The sequence below is a fragment of the Microbacterium sp. UCD-TDU genome (assembly GCF_000340625.1).
Classification (GTDB): Bacteria; Actinomycetota; Actinomycetes; order Actinomycetales; family Microbacteriaceae; genus Microbacterium; species Microbacterium maritypicum.
Genome location: NZ_KB454446.1, coordinates 437284 through 452015, shown reverse-complemented (window position 1 = coordinate 452015; position 14732 = coordinate 437284). Strand labels below are relative to the sequence as shown.

Sequence of the window (14732 nt, the reverse complement as noted above, 5' to 3'; positions counted from 1 at the left end):
CGGTACTGGGCTGAGCGTGAAGCGAACGATCCGGTCGTGGTGACTGGTTCTGGTCGTCGTCGTGACAGTCGCCCGTACGCATGCACGAGCGTGGAGGTGCGCTGATGGCTCAGTTCGCTTCCACCCTGTACCCGCAGACCAACCCGAGCAACCCGATCCTGCTCAAGTTCCGGGCATCCGGCGGCAACCAGGCAAATCTCATCTGGCTTCAAGTTCTCGACCGCCCATGGCTATACGGCGCATACGGCGAAGACTTCACGTGGTCTCTCGCTCAGATAGATCATGCCCGTCGTGTACTGACTCGTTTGGCGGCTTTGTCCGGCTGATCCCCGTCATCTGATCCGGCTCTAGGGGCGTCGCTGTCCCTAGCGCTACTTGTCGCGCTCTGACGCGGCCTCAACTGAACAGAACTCGCAGGAGTAACCCCTCAGTGATCCCTTGGGATATCGGAGGTCGCCTTGGGTACGCGCCCCGGCTACGAGAACTGCGAGCGGGACGTCACCGAATACCGCACCCCACCATCGTGGGGTCAACCACGGCGGCGTGAACCCCTGCAAGCGACCCTTTGGTGCGGCTGGCTGGGCGTCGTGCTGGAGCGGGCGACGTAGGGCTTAGGGGTCGAAGGAAAGGAAACGCCAATAGGCGTACAAGATTCGACAGTTCGCCGCCATGCAACACGGGCGGAACCAGCCGCGAAGGGTCAAGCGGATGGCACGGGTTGGTCGCCGTGAACCAGAGCCACAGGGTTAGTGGCCGCCTCGAGCCTGAGATCGGTTTTCTGAGCGAAGAACTCAGCGGGGCACAAGACAGGAGGGAGCGGACGTGAACCAGGAACAGTGGAGACCCGTCTTGGGGTACGACCTGTACGAAGTATCCGATCTGGGAAGGGTCCGTTCGAAACGCGGCTCTCGTCGAATACTCAAGCAGCAACCGACCCGCGATGGATACATGGTCTTGAACCTCTCCCAGAAAGGCGCGGTCACAAAGCGCCGCGTCCATCACCTTGTACTCGAGGCATTCGTTGGGGTCAGAGCGGACGGTCAGGAGGCCTGTCATGGAGATGGAGAACGCTCGAACAATCGGCTTTCAAACCTCCGCTGGGATACCCATCTCGCCAACATGGCGGACCGGGACCGGCTCAACCCTCACTATCTGACACTGAGAACTCACTGCCCTTGGGGTCATCTTCTGCAGGCGCCGAACCTGACAGCATCTGGCATTCGTCGAGGCAAACGAGAGTGCATGGCGTGTAAGAGGGCTCGAGGCGTGATCAGTGCGCGCGGGGGAGACCATCAGCAACTGTCGAATGAGTTCTACGCCAGATTCACTGGCTGATCATCAGGCTCGTGCGTGCGCTCACAGATCGGCGCACGGGCACTTGGGGGATCGGTTTCTTGAGTCGTGCGACGGGCGGGGTGCCTGTTGAGACTCCCGATACCCCCTTGGGGCTGGTGCATCACACACCAGCCCCTTTCTCTTCCCACTCCTGGGGGTGTGGGAACGGTGGACACGGGGGACCGTCCACCACCAAACCGGCATGTGGGGTGCCGACCGTTGAGGCCCGGACGTGGGGAATCGTCCGGGCCTCACCTGTACCTAGGGGGAGCGATGAACCGAAGACCAAACCCAGCCATCCACGACTACTGCCGTCCCTGCTTCGGGTGGGGCAGCACGACGGTCCGCAAAGGGACCGACTACGAGAACGACGACGAATGCCTGGACTGCCGCGGGAGTGGGAGACAGGCCACCAAACACGAGATTCGGAGACAGGCATGAGCATGGCCTACGTCCGCCGCTACTACGGCGTCCCGGCGATTCGAGGGCGACGGGTGTCGTACCTCGGCCGCGAGGGACACATCACGAGCGCCGACCACCGGTTGCGCGTTCGCTTCGACGGGGACAACTTCACGTCGATCATCCACCCGACCGAGGAAGGTCTCGTGTACCTCGACGGGTACGTGAGCGATCGCTCGGCAGATGTCGAGATTCGGAGACAGAGCAATGGCTGAGGCATCTTGGCGGGCGATCGCGGTGGCGTTGGCGTCGCGTATGGAGAACCACGACTTCTGCGAGGACCACGATGTGATCGACGAGGGCGTGGAAGAAGGGTGCCCGTTCTGCTTGGACCGGGCGACGATGCGCACGTACCGCGACAAGGCTGGCACCGTACGGCGTCGAGCTGCCGGTCGAGCGATCGCGATCCACGAGATTCGGAGACAGCAATGAGTGGATGCCCTCAGCCCTGCGAGCACTTGTCGCAAGAGGACGCCCGCGAAGGTCGCACGTGCGCAGAGCATCCGTGCTCGTGCGCTCCGGCCAATGTCGAGATTCGGAGACAGCCATGATGCACGCAGCAGTGATCGAGTTCCGGAGCGGCGGGATCGCCGCGGTGAAGTTCGCGACCAGAGACAAGTGCGACGAGTGGGCCGAGAAGCACGATGCCGAAGTGCTCGCGTGGGCACCGATGGTCTCGCTCCCGGTCGCGGCGTCGTGGTCGGCAGATGTCGAGATTCGGAGACAGCCATGACTGGCATGTGGTCTAGGTGGGCTGCGAGGAGACGCCTCGTAGGTCTCGGGTTCCTCACCGGTGCGGCGGTCGCGATTGCGGTCGCCGTTCTGCTGTTCACCCTCGGGCACGGGTTCTGGTCCGGTGCGCTGGTCGTCACCGCGACCGCCTGCCTTGTCCATGCCGGGTTCGAGTTCCACGACGCCACGAAGTACGCGCGGCTCGGCAAATGACCGACTGCTGACCCGACTCCGGGACAGCCACCACACAACCCTTCGCCGGCGTGCACGCGTCGGCCCATCTTCGTCCCCCACTGCGCCTGCACGGCCTGCTTTGGGTGAAAGGAACCAGAAATGACCATTGACACATTCCGGCCCCGCGAGCTCGTCGACATCGCGGGCCTCGCCACCGTCGTCGAGAAGTTCAACCGCGAACAGGTCGGCGATCGTCCGCTATTCGCCGAGGTTGTTCTCTATCGGGGCGGCGAGGATGTCGCGCTCATCACCGACGCCGGTGCTTTCGGTGAAGCACCGGCCGGATCGCTCTCGTTCGAGGTGAAGGAGAAGCCATGATCGCTGACCGTTGGAGAGTCCGCCGCGGTTCCTACGGGTCGTGGCGCGTGTACCGGGGCGAGGTGATGATCGCCGTGTTCACCGACCGGATTCGCGCGTTCAACTACGCCCGCGAGCAGGCCGTCTACGAGAACCTCAGCATCGTCAGTCTCGAGATCTGCTCATGAGCCGCAACGAGTGGTTCCGGTGGTTCGCATGGCGTCCTGTGTGGACGTACGACCGCGGGTGGCGCTGGCTGCGATTCGTGTGGCGCCGACACGTCCCGCCACTCCTCGGAGTTCCTGGCGCGGTCTGGATGTTCGATCACCGAGTTTCGATCGGCGGCGACTCATGACCCCGTGCTCGCTCTGCCATGACCACGGAGAAGTGGTCATCACCCATAACCCGACCGTGTGGATGGACTGCCCCCACACCTACTCGAAGGACCAGACATGACCGAGACATTCACCGCGAGCAATGGGCGCATTCGCGTCGACTATGAGGAGACGCCTCACGAGCGTATCGACATCTACGCCGCTGCGGGAGGCGAGAACATGCTTGAAGGTGCGCCGTGGCTCGGGCGCGAAGAGGTGTCCGCCCTTCGCGATTTCTTCCAGCATGAGCGTGACGAAGCCCTCGGACGGTGGCGCGATCCCGACAACCCCCGGCTGACGGTCTACCCCACTGAGGGGTACGAGACGGACGAGATCACCATCCTCGATGAAGTCGATGCTGAGACGTACACAATCACCCGGGCGCAGGCTGAGCGTTCTCAGGGCGGCTGGTGGCACGACACGGCCAAGGCCTACTTCGAGGCTCACCCGGAGCGGAAGCCCGCTGCCGAGGCCAAGGCTGGCGAGGTCTGGGAACTGACCATCGACGACGGCAGCGAGCACACGGTGTTCATCCACGCTGACCGCACGATGGGCGGCAGGGATGGAGTCTCTGCTGGCGGTGCGTACTTCGACATCGACGATGCCTCGAACGTCGTCTCCGCTCGCAAGGTCTGGGGACCGGAGGACGCATCGTGAGCGCCGCCTGTACCGACAACTACGTGGTGTCCTGCAACCCGGCACCCAAGACCCCGGCCTCCGAGGTTGTCGTCCACCGTACCGACGAACCTCTCGCCACCACCGGGGCCACCTACGACCCCACCCTCACCGTCCTCGGGGCTGCCGCCATCATCATCGGCGCCATCACCCTCGGGCGACGAGCCAAGAACCACAGGAGCACGAAATGACTGAACGAATCGACCACGCCGCTGAAGCGATGGCTCTGTTCAATAGTGAGTTCGGCACGAAGCCCAACTATCTGCCGTACGAGACCGCCGACGCACAGCACTTGCTCAACATTCTCGGTGCTCAAGTGCACGCCACTCTCGCGCTCGTCGAACAGCAGCGCATCGCCAACCTGTTGACCATGGCGCAGTTTGACCACGCAATCGAAGACGGTGTGCGGCTGTACACCGATCTTGAATGGTCGGCGAAGTTGCGCCAGGAAGCCGGCGAGAGGTTGGGCCTGTCGTGACGGACTACAACGGCTTGGTCTACGGACTCGACGAGCAGGTCTACCACCGCCAACCGGGGCTGAGCTCCACCGGCGCGAAGAAGATCCTCCAGTCACCCGCTCACTACAAGCACTATGCGGAACAGCCGCAGGAGACGAAGTCAGAGTTCGACCTCGGGTCAGCCGTCCACTCGAAGGTGCTCGGTGTGGGCGCACAGATCGCGGTCTACCCGGATGGGAACGGCCCCGAACGGTTCGAGTACGACGGCAAGGAGCTCGACAACGTGCTCGCCTCTAACGGGGCCATCTCCACCAAAGTGGCGAAGGCGTTCGAAGCGGACGCCCGCGACCGTGGCCTGATCCCCGTGAAGCGCGTCACAGCCCGGGTGGTGGACATCATGGCCGAATCAGTGCTGTCGAATCCGACCGTGAAGGCGTTGCTCGCATCGGGTGACCCGGAGGTGTCGATGTTCGCCACCGACCCCGACACAGGAGTAGCGCTGCGGGGGCGGCTGGACTGGCACGGCCCACGCCTCGTTGACCTCAAGACCACGGCGGGGGATGCGTCCGAGTCGGAGTTCGCGATCCACGCGTTCCGGTTCGGGTACGACATCCAACAGGCCCACTACGAGCACACGTACAACCTGATCACGGGTGAGACGAGACCGTACCTGTTCGCCGTGGTCGAGGCGCACCCGCCCTACCTCACAGCGGTGCACGTCCTCGGAGCCGACGAACTCCTCATGGCCCGCAGACGGGCACGGGAGGCCCGGGAACGGTACGCCCGCGCCCTCGAGACGGGGGAGTGGCCCGGGTACAAGACCCGCAGCGGTGGGCCTATCGGGATCCTCCAGGCACCCGTCTGGAACGTGAACCAGTACATCGACGAATTCGAAGGAGCAACAGCGTGACGTACGCAGTTGGACAGACGGTGATGATCTCCCGCACCTACGGGAAGCCGGAAGAGGGGCAGGTTGTGAAGATCGGCCGCAAGTACGGGGAAGCGCGATCCGGATACCGTGCGATGCGGTTCCTGCTCGAGTCCGGGGCCGAGGCGGACGGCTTCGGTCGCGTGTGGACGCTCGAGGCATGGGCAGAACGAAAGGAACTCTCCGAGCTCAGCGCGAAGCTCCGATCCCGCGGTGTCAGCGTCGTCGGCGCGGTCGCGCGTTCGGCATCCTCGTTGAGGGGATTCCTGTCAGTGCTCGACCAGAATGTGGCCGACGATGACTGACGACATCGACATCCCCGAAGACACAAGGAGATCCCGTCTCCCGAAACCTCACGCACAGGTCATGGATGAAGAGTTCGTGACCGCAGCGGAACGGTTCGCCGCATTCCGCGAGCAGCACCCGGACGGGTACGTGGAAGCGACGATCGACCGGGTGATCGAACACCCAGACGGGCATGTCACCTACGTGATGAACGCCGCCGCCTACATCGTCAGACCCAGCCTCGGGGTCGCGTCCAGACCGGATGTGACCGCATGGGCACAAGGCTCCACTAAGAACGACAACGCGATCATCGCCGGGTCACCTCTCGAATCCGCCGACACCATCGCGAGGTCACGGGCTCTCCGGAACCTTGGCATCCTCGACGGCGCCAAGCCGGCCAAGATCCGTGAACCTCAGACCGAGGAGCAGATCGGGGCCGACGTCGCCACCGCACGCGAACGTGCAGGACTGTCGCAGAAGGAGCTCGCGGCCGCGATGACCGATCGCGGGTTCAAATGGGCGCAGGCCACCGTCTCCCAGATCGAGAAGGGCGAACGCCCGTTGCGGCTCAGTGAAGCCGACCACCTGGCCGAGCTCATCCGGTTCAGGACGTGAACGCGGCGTCACGGAGAGCCTATGAGGCTGTTGCGGAGCGTGCCGGTGGGCGCTGTGAAGGCTGCGGAGAACGCGCAGCCACACAGATGCACCACCGGCAGTTTCGTTCACGGGGCGGGAAGGACACGCCCGCGAACCTCGTGCACCTGTGCCTCTGGTGCCATGCGATCGCTCACTCCGCCGAACCACCACAGGGCTGGGCCGTCCACTCGTGGGACGACCCCGCCGAAGAACTGTTCCTGCACCACTGGGGACTCATCTACCTGAAGGACTGACCATGACCGGGAGGAGACGCTATGGCGGGCAAACTGTTCGCGAAGCTGGATCTTGACTACGCGGATCACCCGAAGATCGAGCGGCTTTCAGACGCTGCGTTCCGCGCCCACGTGTCCATGATCCTCTACGCGCGGAAGTACCTCACAGACGGGAAAATCCCCGCGAGGTACGCAAACCGATTCGGTTCCGAGACGCTTTCCGAGTTGCTAACCAACGACGAAGCGACACCCTCGCTCGTGCGCGTCGAGTCAGGCGAGTACGAACTGCACGGATTCCTGGATCTGCAGGAGTCCAGAGCGAAGGTTGCAGAAAGATCCCAGGTCAACGCAGAAAACGGCAAGAAGGGCGGTCGACCGCCGAAAACCCGTTCGGTTTACGAGTCGGTTAGCGAAACGAAAGCAGAGACAGAGGAAGAGACAGATACCTCTTCTTCTACGAAGAAGAGGGGGGCCGCTAAGCGCGGCACCCGCATCCCGGAACCGTTCATGCTCACTCACGAGATGCGCGAATGGGCTGCCGCTGAAGTCCCCACGGTGGACGCCGACGCCTCCACGCGCAGATTCGTCGACTACTGGCGCGCCGAGTCGGGGACGAAGGCCACGAAGCTCGACTGGATCGCCACGTGGCGGAACTGGCTGAGGCGTGACGCCGACAGCAAGAGACCCAACCGGCTCACCCCGACCGAGCGCGCACAACAGACCGCCGCTGCTGGCCGACAGGTCGCAGGCAGACAGGTCACCTCGCTTGATCCGAAGGAGATCACCTCATGAACACCGAAGAGTTGACGATGCTGCTCGCGCGCATCCAGGTTCTCGACAACCGACAGGTTGACCAGCTGACGATCGAGGCGTGGGCGCCCTTGCTCGCTCACGTCCCGTACCCGGATGCTGTGGAAGCGGTCAACGGACACTTCGCAGAATCGACCGAGTATCTGCTCCCCGCGCATATCACCGCGAGAGTGCGCGCGAAGAGACGCGCTGAACTCCCGTCGACCATGAGCGAAGAAGCACCACCATCCTGTGCGGACGGAGCTCACCGGTGGCTGCCAGATGGCACCTGCCTGTACTGCACGGACAGGGAGGAATCGTGAGCCTCGATGCCTACATGCAGGCATGCGAGGAACGGTTCGCTTCGGATTCGAAGTACCGGCGTCGCCTGCAACGAGAACTGTTCAACACCGACGCCCAACAGTCCATCCAGCGTGCGCTCGAGGCCGCACGCTTCGACGCATCCATGAGGAGACCAGCGTGAATGCTGACATCATCACCGACACCACCTACCCGCACAGCACCGTCGATGGCTTCGAGAAGGGCTGCACGACTGGGCACTGCCCCGCCGAAGTCTCGTGCAAGACGGTCTTCACTCGTTTCAACGGCGACTACGCGTTCAGGAGACAGATCAACGCAGGGATGACCCCCGCCGAGATCGTCGCCGCCGAACGGAAGCAGGCGCAGGAAGCCGCAGACACCGATCTGCGAGCCAAGAAGGCCAAGGGGTCCCAGCGATCCGCCGAGACGCGAGACGCGGCCAGGGAACGCCACAACGCCGCCCGCCGTGCGAAACGAGCAGCGAACCTCATCCCACAGAAAGCACTCATCCCACGAGACAAGCTCGCGGCACTTCTCGGAGAAGGGCTCACCGACCGGCAGATCGGTGAACGTCTCGGATTCACACGACGGCAAGTCGCCGGCGCGAGGAACACCGCCAAGCTCCCACGCAACCCCGACAGCAACCGCCGCCCAGCCCCCGCAACCACGGGGGCTTCTTCATGAGCCGGCCGATGCGCACCAATTCCAGGCATGGCACGCGTCACCACCCTGCCAGGCGCACACCAACGCGCAGAAGATCCAGGGCCGATTTCATCTTGACCTGATCCCACCGACCCGGAGGATGTTCGAGGAGGCGAACGCGTACAGGATGCGCAACGGGGTAGAGCCTGTCCCCTACGTCATCGAGAACGTTCCGGGGTCGCCGCTCGTCGATCCGGTGGAGCTCTGCGGGGCGATGTTCGGGCTCGAGACGTACCGGCATCGACTGTTCGAAACGAACTGGGATCTCGCTTCGCAGGCGCACCCCGTACACGTCGCGCGAACAACCAAGATGGGTCGCGCTCCGGTCGGTGGCGAGTACATGCACATCGTCGGCAACTTCTCGGGAGTTGACCGAGGGCGCAAAGTCATGGGCATGCCATGGGCGAATCGAGACGGACTGCGCGAGGCAATCCCACCGGCCTACACCCAGTACATCGGCAGGCAACTCATCCAGCACATCGAGCAGGTGTCGGGATGACCTGGACTCTCGAGCTCCCATACGAACGCCCACCCAAGGGGCTCCACGCGAACGACCGATGCCACTGGCGGGTGAGGGCACGCTCGGCGAAGGAGCTCCGTGAACGTGTCGCGGTGCTGTGCCGGGCGGCGAAGATCCCGAAGCTGCAGCGCATCTCCGTGCAGGTGGTGTGGGTGGTCCCGACGCGTCACAAGCGGGACGAGGACGGCCCCGACCCGATGTGCAAGGTCGTCTACGACGCGATCGGAAGTGACCGGGGAGTGTCTGCCCGCATCGTCCAGGACGACACGAAGGAGTTCATGGACAAACCCCGACTGGTCATCGAACACCAGCCCGGTGAGCTCGCCCACTTCCGCGTCGAAATAACCGACGTATCCAACCCATTCCGGCCCGAACAGGTCGATCAACTCACGAAGGAAAGACTCACATGAACGCAATGACCTACCGGAAAAGGCCTGTAGAGATCCAGGCCGTGCGATTCGAGAAGCCCTACAAGCGCGTGCAGGACTTCTGCCCGACCATCCGGCTCATCAAGAGCGGGATGGTCGGGACAAAGGTCGGTTTCGCGATCATCGAAACGCTCGAAGGGCAGATGACCGCGGAACTTGGCGACTGGATCATCCGCGGCGTGCAGGGCGAGTTCTACCCCTGCAAGCCCGACATCTTCGCCGCAACGTACGAGCCTGTCGAAACGCCGTCCCTCACCCCGTCCGAGCTGGCCGAGGTCACCCGGTTCGGCATCCACGAAGAAGACCAGGAGGACGAGTCATGAGCCGGTTCGACCCCATCGACGGCGCGGACTACGGCGCCTGTGACGACTGCGGGATCACGCTCCCGACCGAGCAGGCAGCCAAGGACCATCGCGCCGCGACGATGAGTCCCGGCAAGTCCTCGCACCGCACCCGCGCATCAAACCCGACACGCGTCGACAGGATCCAGTCCCACGTGGACGGGGTTGTCGAAGACGCCATCAGTGAAGCACTCGACGACCTCCGCAACGAAGTCGGGCGAGCCAACGTCACCTGGGACGAGATCCACGAGGCACTCAAGTGGCATTCGGAGTTCGCAGACGAATGGGAGAAGCAGTCATGACCGACAACGAGAAGCTGATCGAGAGGCTGCGCGCTGTGATCGACACCGCGACCTCTGACTCCATGACCGTCGAGAACGACCGCGTCGTCACGAAGGCTGAGCACGACGCGTGCCGGGCTGAAAGGGACGAAGCCGAGGCGGTGCGTGACCTCATCATCGCGGCTCTCACCCCTACCGACGACGAGCGGGAAGACATGATCGCCTTCCTGCTTCGAGATCACAACTTCGAGGAGTCTCCGTGGGGACGCACGTACACCGATGCTGAGATCGCCGCCGCTCTCCGCCGTTCCGAGGTACCGGAGCCGAACGCCGAGACGACGCATCGCGGAACGTTTGGACACGTCTGGCCGTGTCCCCTTTTCTACGTCGGCAACTGGAAGCGGGGTGACGAGGAGTACTACCCGGCGGCGGAGTGCTCCAATGCCGCAGTGTGTGAGCGCCCGAAACCACAAGCCGAACCATCCGACGCTCTCAACCTCGTCATCCACGCCGAGCGTGTCGGAACAGAGCGCGATGATCCGCTCATCCTCGAACTCGCCGACGCCTTGCGCGCCGCTCTACGTGCTGCTGGTGTCGTCGGACAGGAAGGGGAGAAGCGATGAAGCTCAGCGAGTACGTGACACAGGTGATCAACGACCCGAAGTACGGGCACGACCTCGAGTGGGTGAAGGGCAACCTGCATCGTGCCCACCTGGAACACATCGAGGCTGCTCATGATGCCGAGGTGCGTGCTGGTGTCGTAACCGAGGAACCGGAAGGACTGCAGGTGATCCTCGACGCATGTCGAGCGGCTCTCGAAGAAGGGCGCTCGGCGATCGAGTTCATCGAGAGCGAGCGCGGGCACATGCGGTCGTGGGAGCGGATGGTCGCAGACAGCGATCGAGATGCCGTCACGGTTCAGAGAGCGATCGACCTCCTGGCGGCTGCTGGGGTGCCGGTGAAGCAGGAAGGAACCGACGATGTCTGACGAAGAGAAGCCTGGCGTTTCGCTAGAAGCGAGGATCGCCGCGATTGCGGTGGCCACGCCGCTCGTGCAGCAAGTGTCTGATGCCATGACCGCGATGTTCAACGCCGAAGGGAAGGAGGAGACGTGAGGATCACCAACCGGCTCCGAGCAATCCGTACCGCTGAGAAGCGGCACATAGAAGACATGCGCTACGGCGACGGCTACTCGATCGGCGCACATGTCACCCGCCGACTGATGATCGGCCATGGACCGTACGCAGCATGGCTACCAAGGAGAACCCGATGACCGAACTACTCGACGCAGTAGATGACCTGACCCTCCCGAAACCGGTGAAGGTGCAGACTGACGACGGGTACACGTGGGCAACCGAGGATGCGCTCCTCGTGCAGCTGCGCGAAGCCGTCTCGTCGTCCCTGAACTCTGGGTCGGGGGCGGGCGGTTCACCATCCACCCGCAACGTCCTCGACGGCGACGCACTCCAGAAGGCCGCGATCATCACCTCCCAGATCGGAGACTGGTGTCGCATCGCCGGCATGACCGGAGACCAGATCAGCCGCGACGCCGTGACAGACCTCAGAGCCTGGCACGCCGCCTTCCTCTCCCGCGACGAACCCGAAGAGTTCTACCTCCAGCAACTCCGGGCATGGGCGGCACAGATCCGGGCCATGGTGAACCCACCCAAGGTGATCGAGATCACCGCACCATGCCCCGTCTGCGGTGAAGGCGAGTACGTCAACGACATGGGGGAGCGGATCACCAACCCCCTCGCCCTCACCTACCGACCCGACAGCGACCACATGTGGAAGAACTCCAAGGTGCTCTGCCGCGCCTGCGACGCCGTCTGGATCGGCGGCGACGCCATGGAAGAACTCCGAGACGAACTCAACGACAAGGAGACAGCGTGAACGAGACGCCCCAGCAGCAGAAGCACCGCATCCTGCTCGAGAACCCGGAGACAGATGCGAGCTACTACGACACCTGCATCGACTTCGGTTACATGCCGGAGTCGTTCGACGGGATGTGGAAGCTCCACGCGAAGGTGCCCATCGTGCGCCTATCGAAGAACTGGGCAATCGCAATTGAGGCGACGGGCCGAACCTGTCAAAACCGAGAGGTCTTTCGGCCACGCCTCGTCCGAGCCAAGACACGGCAGAATCGAACTACACGCATGTAGTTTCATCCTGTACGATGGGAGATGCCTTCCACCACTGTGTGAAAAACCAGCCTCAGACGCCTCTCGTCTGAGGCTTTCTTGTTCCTCCCGCCCAGCTCAGTGACTTCCAACCTGGCGAGCGGCGGCGAGACGCCGGATAACAACGGCACACAGCGAACCCCGGCCGGTTCGCAACAACTGAATCAGCGCTCGTTCTCCCGGAGCCGCATACGGGACATTGGCGTGTAGCTCAGCAGGCAGAGCCCTCGACTGTTAATCGAGAACGCGCTGGTTCGATCCCAGCCACGCCAGCCACAGTCCTTTCCTTCGACTCCACCCCACCCCAACGGGGAACGCTGATCGGCGTACACGAATAGCCAATACGGCTATAGCCCACGGATATGCAGGGAGCGGGCATGAAGATCCTTCTCGGCATCGGAGCCGGAGTCACGCTCTCGATCCTTGCTCACATCATCTGGAAGCCCGCCCTCGGATGGGCGCTATCGAGAGGTGACTAGACGAGCGCTGGCTCTCACGCCTTGCTTGAGCACGAAGAGACCCCGCAACGGCTGGAACCGTCCGGGGTCTTGACCGAACCCGTTGGAGGAGTTCGACATGACTGATCGTACCTGCTGTTTCCCCGGATGCGACCGGAGCAGTAGAGCCTCTGGCCTCTGCCGCTCCCACTACCAGCAGAAGTCTCGCGGCAGAGATCTCGGCCCGCTGCGTCAGCCGACCGTGCAGTGCAGAGTGAGCGGATGCAAGGATCCACATCTGGCGCTGGGGTACTGCAACCGACACTACGTGCAGTGCAAGAACGTCCCGCGGATCGCTAAGACACTCCGGTTCTGTTCGATTGGTGGATGCGAGCGGACGGCGTATGTGAACGGCATGTGCACCAAGCACTTCCAGCGGTTCAAGCAGCACGGCGACCCGCACAAGGTTCTCGTCAGAATGGGATCTGGCGACGACGTTGGCAACAGCGCGGTCCATGGACGCGTGAAGGCACTGAGAGGCCCCGCTAGGGACCATGAGTGTGTTGACTGCGGCAGGCAGGCGGCCCACTGGTCATACGATCACGCCGACCCGAACGAGAAGCAAAGCCCTGACGGACCGTACAGCACGAACACCGATCACTATCACGCGCGCTGTGTTCCCTGCCACAAGATATTCGACCTCGCCTACATTGCTGCCGGTCTCCAGCCCGATGTGGTGTCGCACTGAGGAGGAAGAGTGTCCGAATCTAGCGACCTCCAACGTCGCCGCGAACTCGCGCGCATGACTCGCGTTGAGCTCATCGACTACATCGTGAATGTCGAAGACAACCTCGCTGCCCTCTCGGCCCGCATCGACGCATTCGCGGACGAACCATGAGCGCCTTCGTCTGCGAGCTCTGCGGCATCGACCGGCACACCTACGCCGCCATGATGGCCTGCGAAGAGGAATGCCACGCCGAGAACATCGCCGCACGCAAGAACCACGTCAGCCCCCGCATCATGCGCCCCATCCACCGGTGGGAAGACGACTAGACCTGATCGGCTACGAACTTCCGCAACGCCGGGATCTTCGGCACGTCCACCCACAGCCTCGTGCTCGAGGTGTACGCGCCCATCCCTGAGACGACGAAGTCCCGAGATCCAAGTTGATCTAGCAGCGGCGCCATCGCCTGAGCCTTGACGGCCGACACGTACCCGACCTTCTTCCCCTCCCAAAGCACAGCGATCGCATTCACATCGTGCGCGTTGTCTGGCTCACGGCGAAGAACATAGACCTGCCCACCCACGTGCTCCCGTAGGGCATCCGGCACGTAGTTGGCCGTACCCTTCACCCGCATGCGAGTCGCCTCCACGCCCCGCAGATCCACCCCGGCAGGAACAGCAGGGACAACCGGCGCGGAACGTCTGAATGGCCACATGGTCACACCATAGCGAGGTGGAGCGATGGCGTGGTCAACCTCAGACCGCAAGGACCGACTACCGCACGACTGGCCCAAGCGCAGAGCCGCAGCCAAGGCCAGAGCCAAAGGCAAGTGCCAAGCCACCACCCACGCACCCAAGTGCCGAGGATGGGGCAGCGACGCCGACCACATCATCCCCGGCGACGACCACAGCCCGGACAACCTCCAATGGCTGAGCGGTCCATGCCACTGGGCCAAGACCAACCGAGAGACCGCAGCCCGCAACCGCGAGCGGAAGACAGCACGGTACAAGCCGAGCGAACAACACCCAGGGAGACTGACATGAGCGTCAAGATCAAGCTGACCCGCAACGCAGGCGGCAACCAGGCAGGCGACACCATCACCACCACACCCAAGGCAGCCGAACACCTCATCGACGCAGGATACGCAGAAGAGGTCAAGGGACGCGCCAAGAAGGCCGAAGACACCACCGACTGACCTTCGAACATCACGGCGAACCCACGGGGTGGGGGGTACTCCCTCCGACCTGGAAAGAGTCGCTGGTGATAGCGACTCCGATTCTGCGTGCGGCTCGACCTCGTTTTTTCGGCACCCCGTTGGGGGAGTTCCGAACGTTTGATCGCCCCTGGTGGGCGCTGATTCGCC

Annotated in this window: 32 protein-coding genes and 1 tRNA gene; 32 read left to right on the top strand and 1 reads right to left on the bottom strand. The window is 63.2% G+C overall.

The genetic code is table 11. The features are described from left to right. Positions 1–104: 104 nt before the first annotated feature. The 31 genes from D514_RS25050 (at position 105) to D514_RS38895 (ending at position 13698) form a co-directional block, all read left to right on the top strand. Complete coding sequence (locus tag D514_RS25050) at positions 105–326, top strand: hypothetical protein (RefSeq protein WP_017829051.1); 222 nt, start codon at positions 105–107, stop codon at positions 324–326. 496 nt (positions 327–822) lie between these two features. Beyond that, positions 823–1335, top strand: a complete 513-nt coding sequence (locus D514_RS39535; protein ID WP_017829050.1) for an NUMOD4 motif-containing HNH endonuclease — start codon at positions 823–825, stop codon at positions 1333–1335. A gap of 437 nt (positions 1336–1772) precedes the next feature. Beyond that, complete coding sequence (locus D514_RS25040; protein ID WP_017829049.1) at positions 1773–2009, top strand: hypothetical protein; 237 nt, start codon at positions 1773–1775, stop codon at positions 2007–2009. 332 nt (positions 2010–2341) lie between these two features. Then, the gene (locus D514_RS25030; RefSeq protein ID WP_017829047.1) at positions 2342–2527 is read left to right on the top strand and encodes a hypothetical protein; all 186 of its coding nucleotides are present in this window, start codon (positions 2342–2344) and stop codon (positions 2525–2527) included. Then, positions 2524–2739: a hypothetical protein gene (locus tag D514_RS25025; RefSeq protein ID WP_017829046.1), complete on the top strand. Its 216-nt coding sequence runs from the start codon at positions 2524–2526 to the stop codon at positions 2737–2739. The genes D514_RS25030 and D514_RS25025 overlap by 4 nt, the downstream gene beginning before the upstream one ends. A gap of 120 nt (positions 2740–2859) precedes the next feature. Next, a complete protein-coding gene (locus D514_RS25020; protein ID WP_017829045.1) occupies positions 2860–3078 on the top strand; it encodes a hypothetical protein in 219 nt (72 codons plus the stop codon). Further along, positions 3075–3245: a hypothetical protein gene (locus tag D514_RS38905; protein ID WP_017829044.1), complete on the top strand. Its 171-nt coding sequence runs from the start codon at positions 3075–3077 to the stop codon at positions 3243–3245. Before D514_RS25020 ends, D514_RS38905 begins: the two co-directional genes overlap by 4 nt. A 264-nt stretch (positions 3246–3509) precedes the next feature. Continuing rightward, on the top strand, positions 3510–4088 hold the full coding sequence (locus D514_RS25015) for a hypothetical protein (RefSeq protein ID WP_017829042.1): 579 nt from the start codon (positions 3510–3512) through the stop codon (positions 4086–4088). Further along, the gene (locus tag D514_RS25010) at positions 4085–4297 is read left to right on the top strand and encodes an LPXTG cell wall anchor domain-containing protein (protein WP_017829041.1); all 213 of its coding nucleotides are present in this window, start codon (positions 4085–4087) and stop codon (positions 4295–4297) included. Before D514_RS25015 ends, D514_RS25010 begins: the two co-directional genes overlap by 4 nt. Further along, complete coding sequence (locus D514_RS25005; RefSeq protein ID WP_017829040.1) at positions 4294–4584, top strand: hypothetical protein; 291 nt, start codon at positions 4294–4296, stop codon at positions 4582–4584. The genes D514_RS25010 and D514_RS25005 overlap by 4 nt, the downstream gene beginning before the upstream one ends. Beyond that, positions 4581–5474 (top strand): PD-(D/E)XK nuclease-like domain-containing protein, encoded by an 894-nt coding sequence (locus D514_RS38020; RefSeq protein WP_017829039.1) that lies wholly within the window; start codon positions 4581–4583, stop codon positions 5472–5474. The genes D514_RS25005 and D514_RS38020 overlap by 4 nt, the downstream gene beginning before the upstream one ends. Continuing rightward, positions 5471–5797 carry a hypothetical protein gene (locus tag D514_RS24995; RefSeq protein WP_017829038.1) on the top strand — a complete coding sequence of 109 codons (327 nt, stop codon included), beginning with the start codon at positions 5471–5473 and terminating at the stop codon, positions 5795–5797. Before D514_RS38020 ends, D514_RS24995 begins: the two co-directional genes overlap by 4 nt. A gap of 61 nt (positions 5798–5858) precedes the next feature. Next, the gene (locus tag D514_RS24990) at positions 5859–6392 is read left to right on the top strand and encodes a helix-turn-helix transcriptional regulator (protein ID WP_017829037.1); all 534 of its coding nucleotides are present in this window, start codon (positions 5859–5861) and stop codon (positions 6390–6392) included. After that, entirely contained in the window at positions 6389–6667 is a 279-nt protein-coding gene (locus tag D514_RS39530) for an HNH endonuclease (protein WP_141369750.1), read from the top strand. Before D514_RS24990 ends, D514_RS39530 begins: the two co-directional genes overlap by 4 nt. Positions 6668–6688: 21 nt before the next feature. Then, on the top strand, positions 6689–7438 hold the full coding sequence (locus D514_RS24980; RefSeq protein ID WP_017829035.1) for a hypothetical protein: 750 nt from the start codon (positions 6689–6691) through the stop codon (positions 7436–7438). Next, the gene (locus D514_RS24975) at positions 7435–7758 is read left to right on the top strand and encodes a hypothetical protein (protein WP_017829034.1); all 324 of its coding nucleotides are present in this window, start codon (positions 7435–7437) and stop codon (positions 7756–7758) included. The genes D514_RS24980 and D514_RS24975 overlap by 4 nt, the downstream gene beginning before the upstream one ends. Then, positions 7755–7919, top strand: a complete 165-nt coding sequence (locus D514_RS38900) for a hypothetical protein (protein ID WP_017829033.1) — start codon at positions 7755–7757, stop codon at positions 7917–7919. The genes D514_RS24975 and D514_RS38900 overlap by 4 nt, the downstream gene beginning before the upstream one ends. Beyond that, the gene (locus D514_RS38010) at positions 7916–8440 is read left to right on the top strand and encodes a hypothetical protein (RefSeq protein ID WP_017829032.1); all 525 of its coding nucleotides are present in this window, start codon (positions 7916–7918) and stop codon (positions 8438–8440) included. Before D514_RS38900 ends, D514_RS38010 begins: the two co-directional genes overlap by 4 nt. Positions 8441–8585: 145 nt before the next feature. Next, on the top strand, positions 8586–8957 hold the full coding sequence (locus tag D514_RS0119105) for a hypothetical protein (RefSeq protein WP_144052955.1): 372 nt from the start codon (positions 8586–8588) through the stop codon (positions 8955–8957). Then, positions 8954–9388, top strand: a complete 435-nt coding sequence (locus tag D514_RS24970; RefSeq protein WP_017829030.1) for a hypothetical protein — start codon at positions 8954–8956, stop codon at positions 9386–9388. Before D514_RS0119105 ends, D514_RS24970 begins: the two co-directional genes overlap by 4 nt. Then, entirely contained in the window at positions 9385–9729 is a 345-nt protein-coding gene (locus tag D514_RS0119100) for a hypothetical protein (protein ID WP_017829029.1), read from the top strand. Before D514_RS24970 ends, D514_RS0119100 begins: the two co-directional genes overlap by 4 nt. Then, positions 9726–10049, top strand: coding sequence for a hypothetical protein (locus D514_RS24965; RefSeq protein WP_017829028.1), 324 nt, complete (start codon positions 9726–9728; stop codon positions 10047–10049). Before D514_RS0119100 ends, D514_RS24965 begins: the two co-directional genes overlap by 4 nt. Further along, on the top strand, positions 10046–10651 hold the full coding sequence (locus tag D514_RS24960) for a hypothetical protein (protein ID WP_017829027.1): 606 nt from the start codon (positions 10046–10048) through the stop codon (positions 10649–10651). The genes D514_RS24965 and D514_RS24960 overlap by 4 nt, the downstream gene beginning before the upstream one ends. Continuing rightward, on the top strand, positions 10648–11016 hold the full coding sequence (locus D514_RS24955) for a hypothetical protein (protein ID WP_017829026.1): 369 nt from the start codon (positions 10648–10650) through the stop codon (positions 11014–11016). The genes D514_RS24960 and D514_RS24955 overlap by 4 nt, the downstream gene beginning before the upstream one ends. Then, complete coding sequence (locus D514_RS39370; RefSeq protein WP_017829025.1) at positions 11009–11143, top strand: hypothetical protein; 135 nt, start codon at positions 11009–11011, stop codon at positions 11141–11143. Before D514_RS24955 ends, D514_RS39370 begins: the two co-directional genes overlap by 8 nt. Before the next feature lie 154 nt (positions 11144–11297). Continuing rightward, positions 11298–11921, top strand: a complete 624-nt coding sequence (locus D514_RS24950; RefSeq protein ID WP_017829024.1) for a hypothetical protein — start codon at positions 11298–11300, stop codon at positions 11919–11921. Next, positions 11918–12190 (top strand): hypothetical protein, encoded by a 273-nt coding sequence (locus tag D514_RS24945; RefSeq protein WP_017829023.1) that lies wholly within the window; start codon positions 11918–11920, stop codon positions 12188–12190. Before D514_RS24950 ends, D514_RS24945 begins: the two co-directional genes overlap by 4 nt. Positions 12191–12408: 218 nt before the next feature. After that, a tRNA-Asn gene (locus D514_RS24940) sits at positions 12409–12484 on the top strand. A gap of 300 nt (positions 12485–12784) precedes the next feature. Then, positions 12785–13393 (top strand): hypothetical protein, encoded by a 609-nt coding sequence (locus tag D514_RS38670; RefSeq protein ID WP_144052954.1) that lies wholly within the window; start codon positions 12785–12787, stop codon positions 13391–13393. 9 nt (positions 13394–13402) lie between these two features. Next, positions 13403–13543, top strand: a complete 141-nt coding sequence (locus D514_RS39170; protein WP_017829020.1) for a hypothetical protein — start codon at positions 13403–13405, stop codon at positions 13541–13543. Further along, on the top strand, positions 13540–13698 hold the full coding sequence (locus D514_RS38895) for a hypothetical protein (RefSeq protein ID WP_017829019.1): 159 nt from the start codon (positions 13540–13542) through the stop codon (positions 13696–13698). Before D514_RS39170 ends, D514_RS38895 begins: the two co-directional genes overlap by 4 nt. Here the strand turns inward: D514_RS38895 and D514_RS24935 are convergent. Next, the gene (locus tag D514_RS24935) at positions 13695–14003 is read right to left on the bottom strand and encodes an HIRAN domain-containing protein (protein ID WP_186004817.1); all 309 of its coding nucleotides are present in this window, start codon (positions 14001–14003) and stop codon (positions 13695–13697) included. The two genes, D514_RS38895 and D514_RS24935, sit on opposite strands and share 4 nt — an antisense overlap. Before the next feature lie 405 nt (positions 14004–14408). Here D514_RS24935 and D514_RS38890 point away from each other — a divergent pair, with 405 nt between their 5' ends. Further along, positions 14409–14564 carry a hypothetical protein gene (locus tag D514_RS38890; RefSeq protein WP_017829017.1) on the top strand — a complete coding sequence of 52 codons (156 nt, stop codon included), beginning with the start codon at positions 14409–14411 and terminating at the stop codon, positions 14562–14564. Positions 14565–14732 lie beyond the last annotated feature (168 nt).

Coding starts and splice junctions, on each gene's coding strand:
- D514_RS25050 (WP_017829051.1), top strand. CDS start 105: ATGGCTCAGTTCGCTTCCACCCTGTACCCGCAGACCAACCCGAGCAAC.
- D514_RS25040 (WP_017829049.1), top strand. CDS start 1,773: ATGAGCATGGCCTACGTCCGCCGCTACTACGGCGTCCCGGCGATTCGA.
- D514_RS25030 (WP_017829047.1), top strand. CDS start 2,342: ATGATGCACGCAGCAGTGATCGAGTTCCGGAGCGGCGGGATCGCCGCG.
- D514_RS25025 (WP_017829046.1), top strand. CDS start 2,524: ATGACTGGCATGTGGTCTAGGTGGGCTGCGAGGAGACGCCTCGTAGGT.
- D514_RS25020 (WP_017829045.1), top strand. CDS start 2,860: ATGACCATTGACACATTCCGGCCCCGCGAGCTCGTCGACATCGCGGGC.
- D514_RS38905 (WP_017829044.1), top strand. CDS start 3,075: ATGATCGCTGACCGTTGGAGAGTCCGCCGCGGTTCCTACGGGTCGTGG.
- D514_RS25015 (WP_017829042.1), top strand. CDS start 3,510: ATGACCGAGACATTCACCGCGAGCAATGGGCGCATTCGCGTCGACTAT.
- D514_RS25005 (WP_017829040.1), top strand. CDS start 4,294: ATGACTGAACGAATCGACCACGCCGCTGAAGCGATGGCTCTGTTCAAT.
- D514_RS24990 (WP_017829037.1), top strand. CDS start 5,859: ATGGATGAAGAGTTCGTGACCGCAGCGGAACGGTTCGCCGCATTCCGC.
- D514_RS24980 (WP_017829035.1), top strand. CDS start 6,689: ATGGCGGGCAAACTGTTCGCGAAGCTGGATCTTGACTACGCGGATCAC.
- D514_RS24975 (WP_017829034.1), top strand. CDS start 7,435: ATGAACACCGAAGAGTTGACGATGCTGCTCGCGCGCATCCAGGTTCTC.
- D514_RS0119105 (WP_144052955.1), top strand. CDS start 8,586: ATGCGCAACGGGGTAGAGCCTGTCCCCTACGTCATCGAGAACGTTCCG.
- D514_RS24970 (WP_017829030.1), top strand. CDS start 8,954: ATGACCTGGACTCTCGAGCTCCCATACGAACGCCCACCCAAGGGGCTC.
- D514_RS0119100 (WP_017829029.1), top strand. CDS start 9,385: ATGAACGCAATGACCTACCGGAAAAGGCCTGTAGAGATCCAGGCCGTG.
- D514_RS24965 (WP_017829028.1), top strand. CDS start 9,726: ATGAGCCGGTTCGACCCCATCGACGGCGCGGACTACGGCGCCTGTGAC.
- D514_RS24960 (WP_017829027.1), top strand. CDS start 10,046: ATGACCGACAACGAGAAGCTGATCGAGAGGCTGCGCGCTGTGATCGAC.
- D514_RS24955 (WP_017829026.1), top strand. CDS start 10,648: ATGAAGCTCAGCGAGTACGTGACACAGGTGATCAACGACCCGAAGTAC.
- D514_RS39370 (WP_017829025.1), top strand. CDS start 11,009: ATGTCTGACGAAGAGAAGCCTGGCGTTTCGCTAGAAGCGAGGATCGCC.
- D514_RS24950 (WP_017829024.1), top strand. CDS start 11,298: ATGACCGAACTACTCGACGCAGTAGATGACCTGACCCTCCCGAAACCG.
- D514_RS38670 (WP_144052954.1), top strand. CDS start 12,785: ATGACTGATCGTACCTGCTGTTTCCCCGGATGCGACCGGAGCAGTAGA.
- D514_RS38895 (WP_017829019.1), top strand. CDS start 13,540: ATGAGCGCCTTCGTCTGCGAGCTCTGCGGCATCGACCGGCACACCTAC.
- D514_RS24935 (WP_186004817.1), bottom strand. CDS start 14,003: ATGCGGGTGAAGGGTACGGCCAACTACGTGCCGGATGCCCTACGGGAG.
- D514_RS38890 (WP_017829017.1), top strand. CDS start 14,409: ATGAGCGTCAAGATCAAGCTGACCCGCAACGCAGGCGGCAACCAGGCA.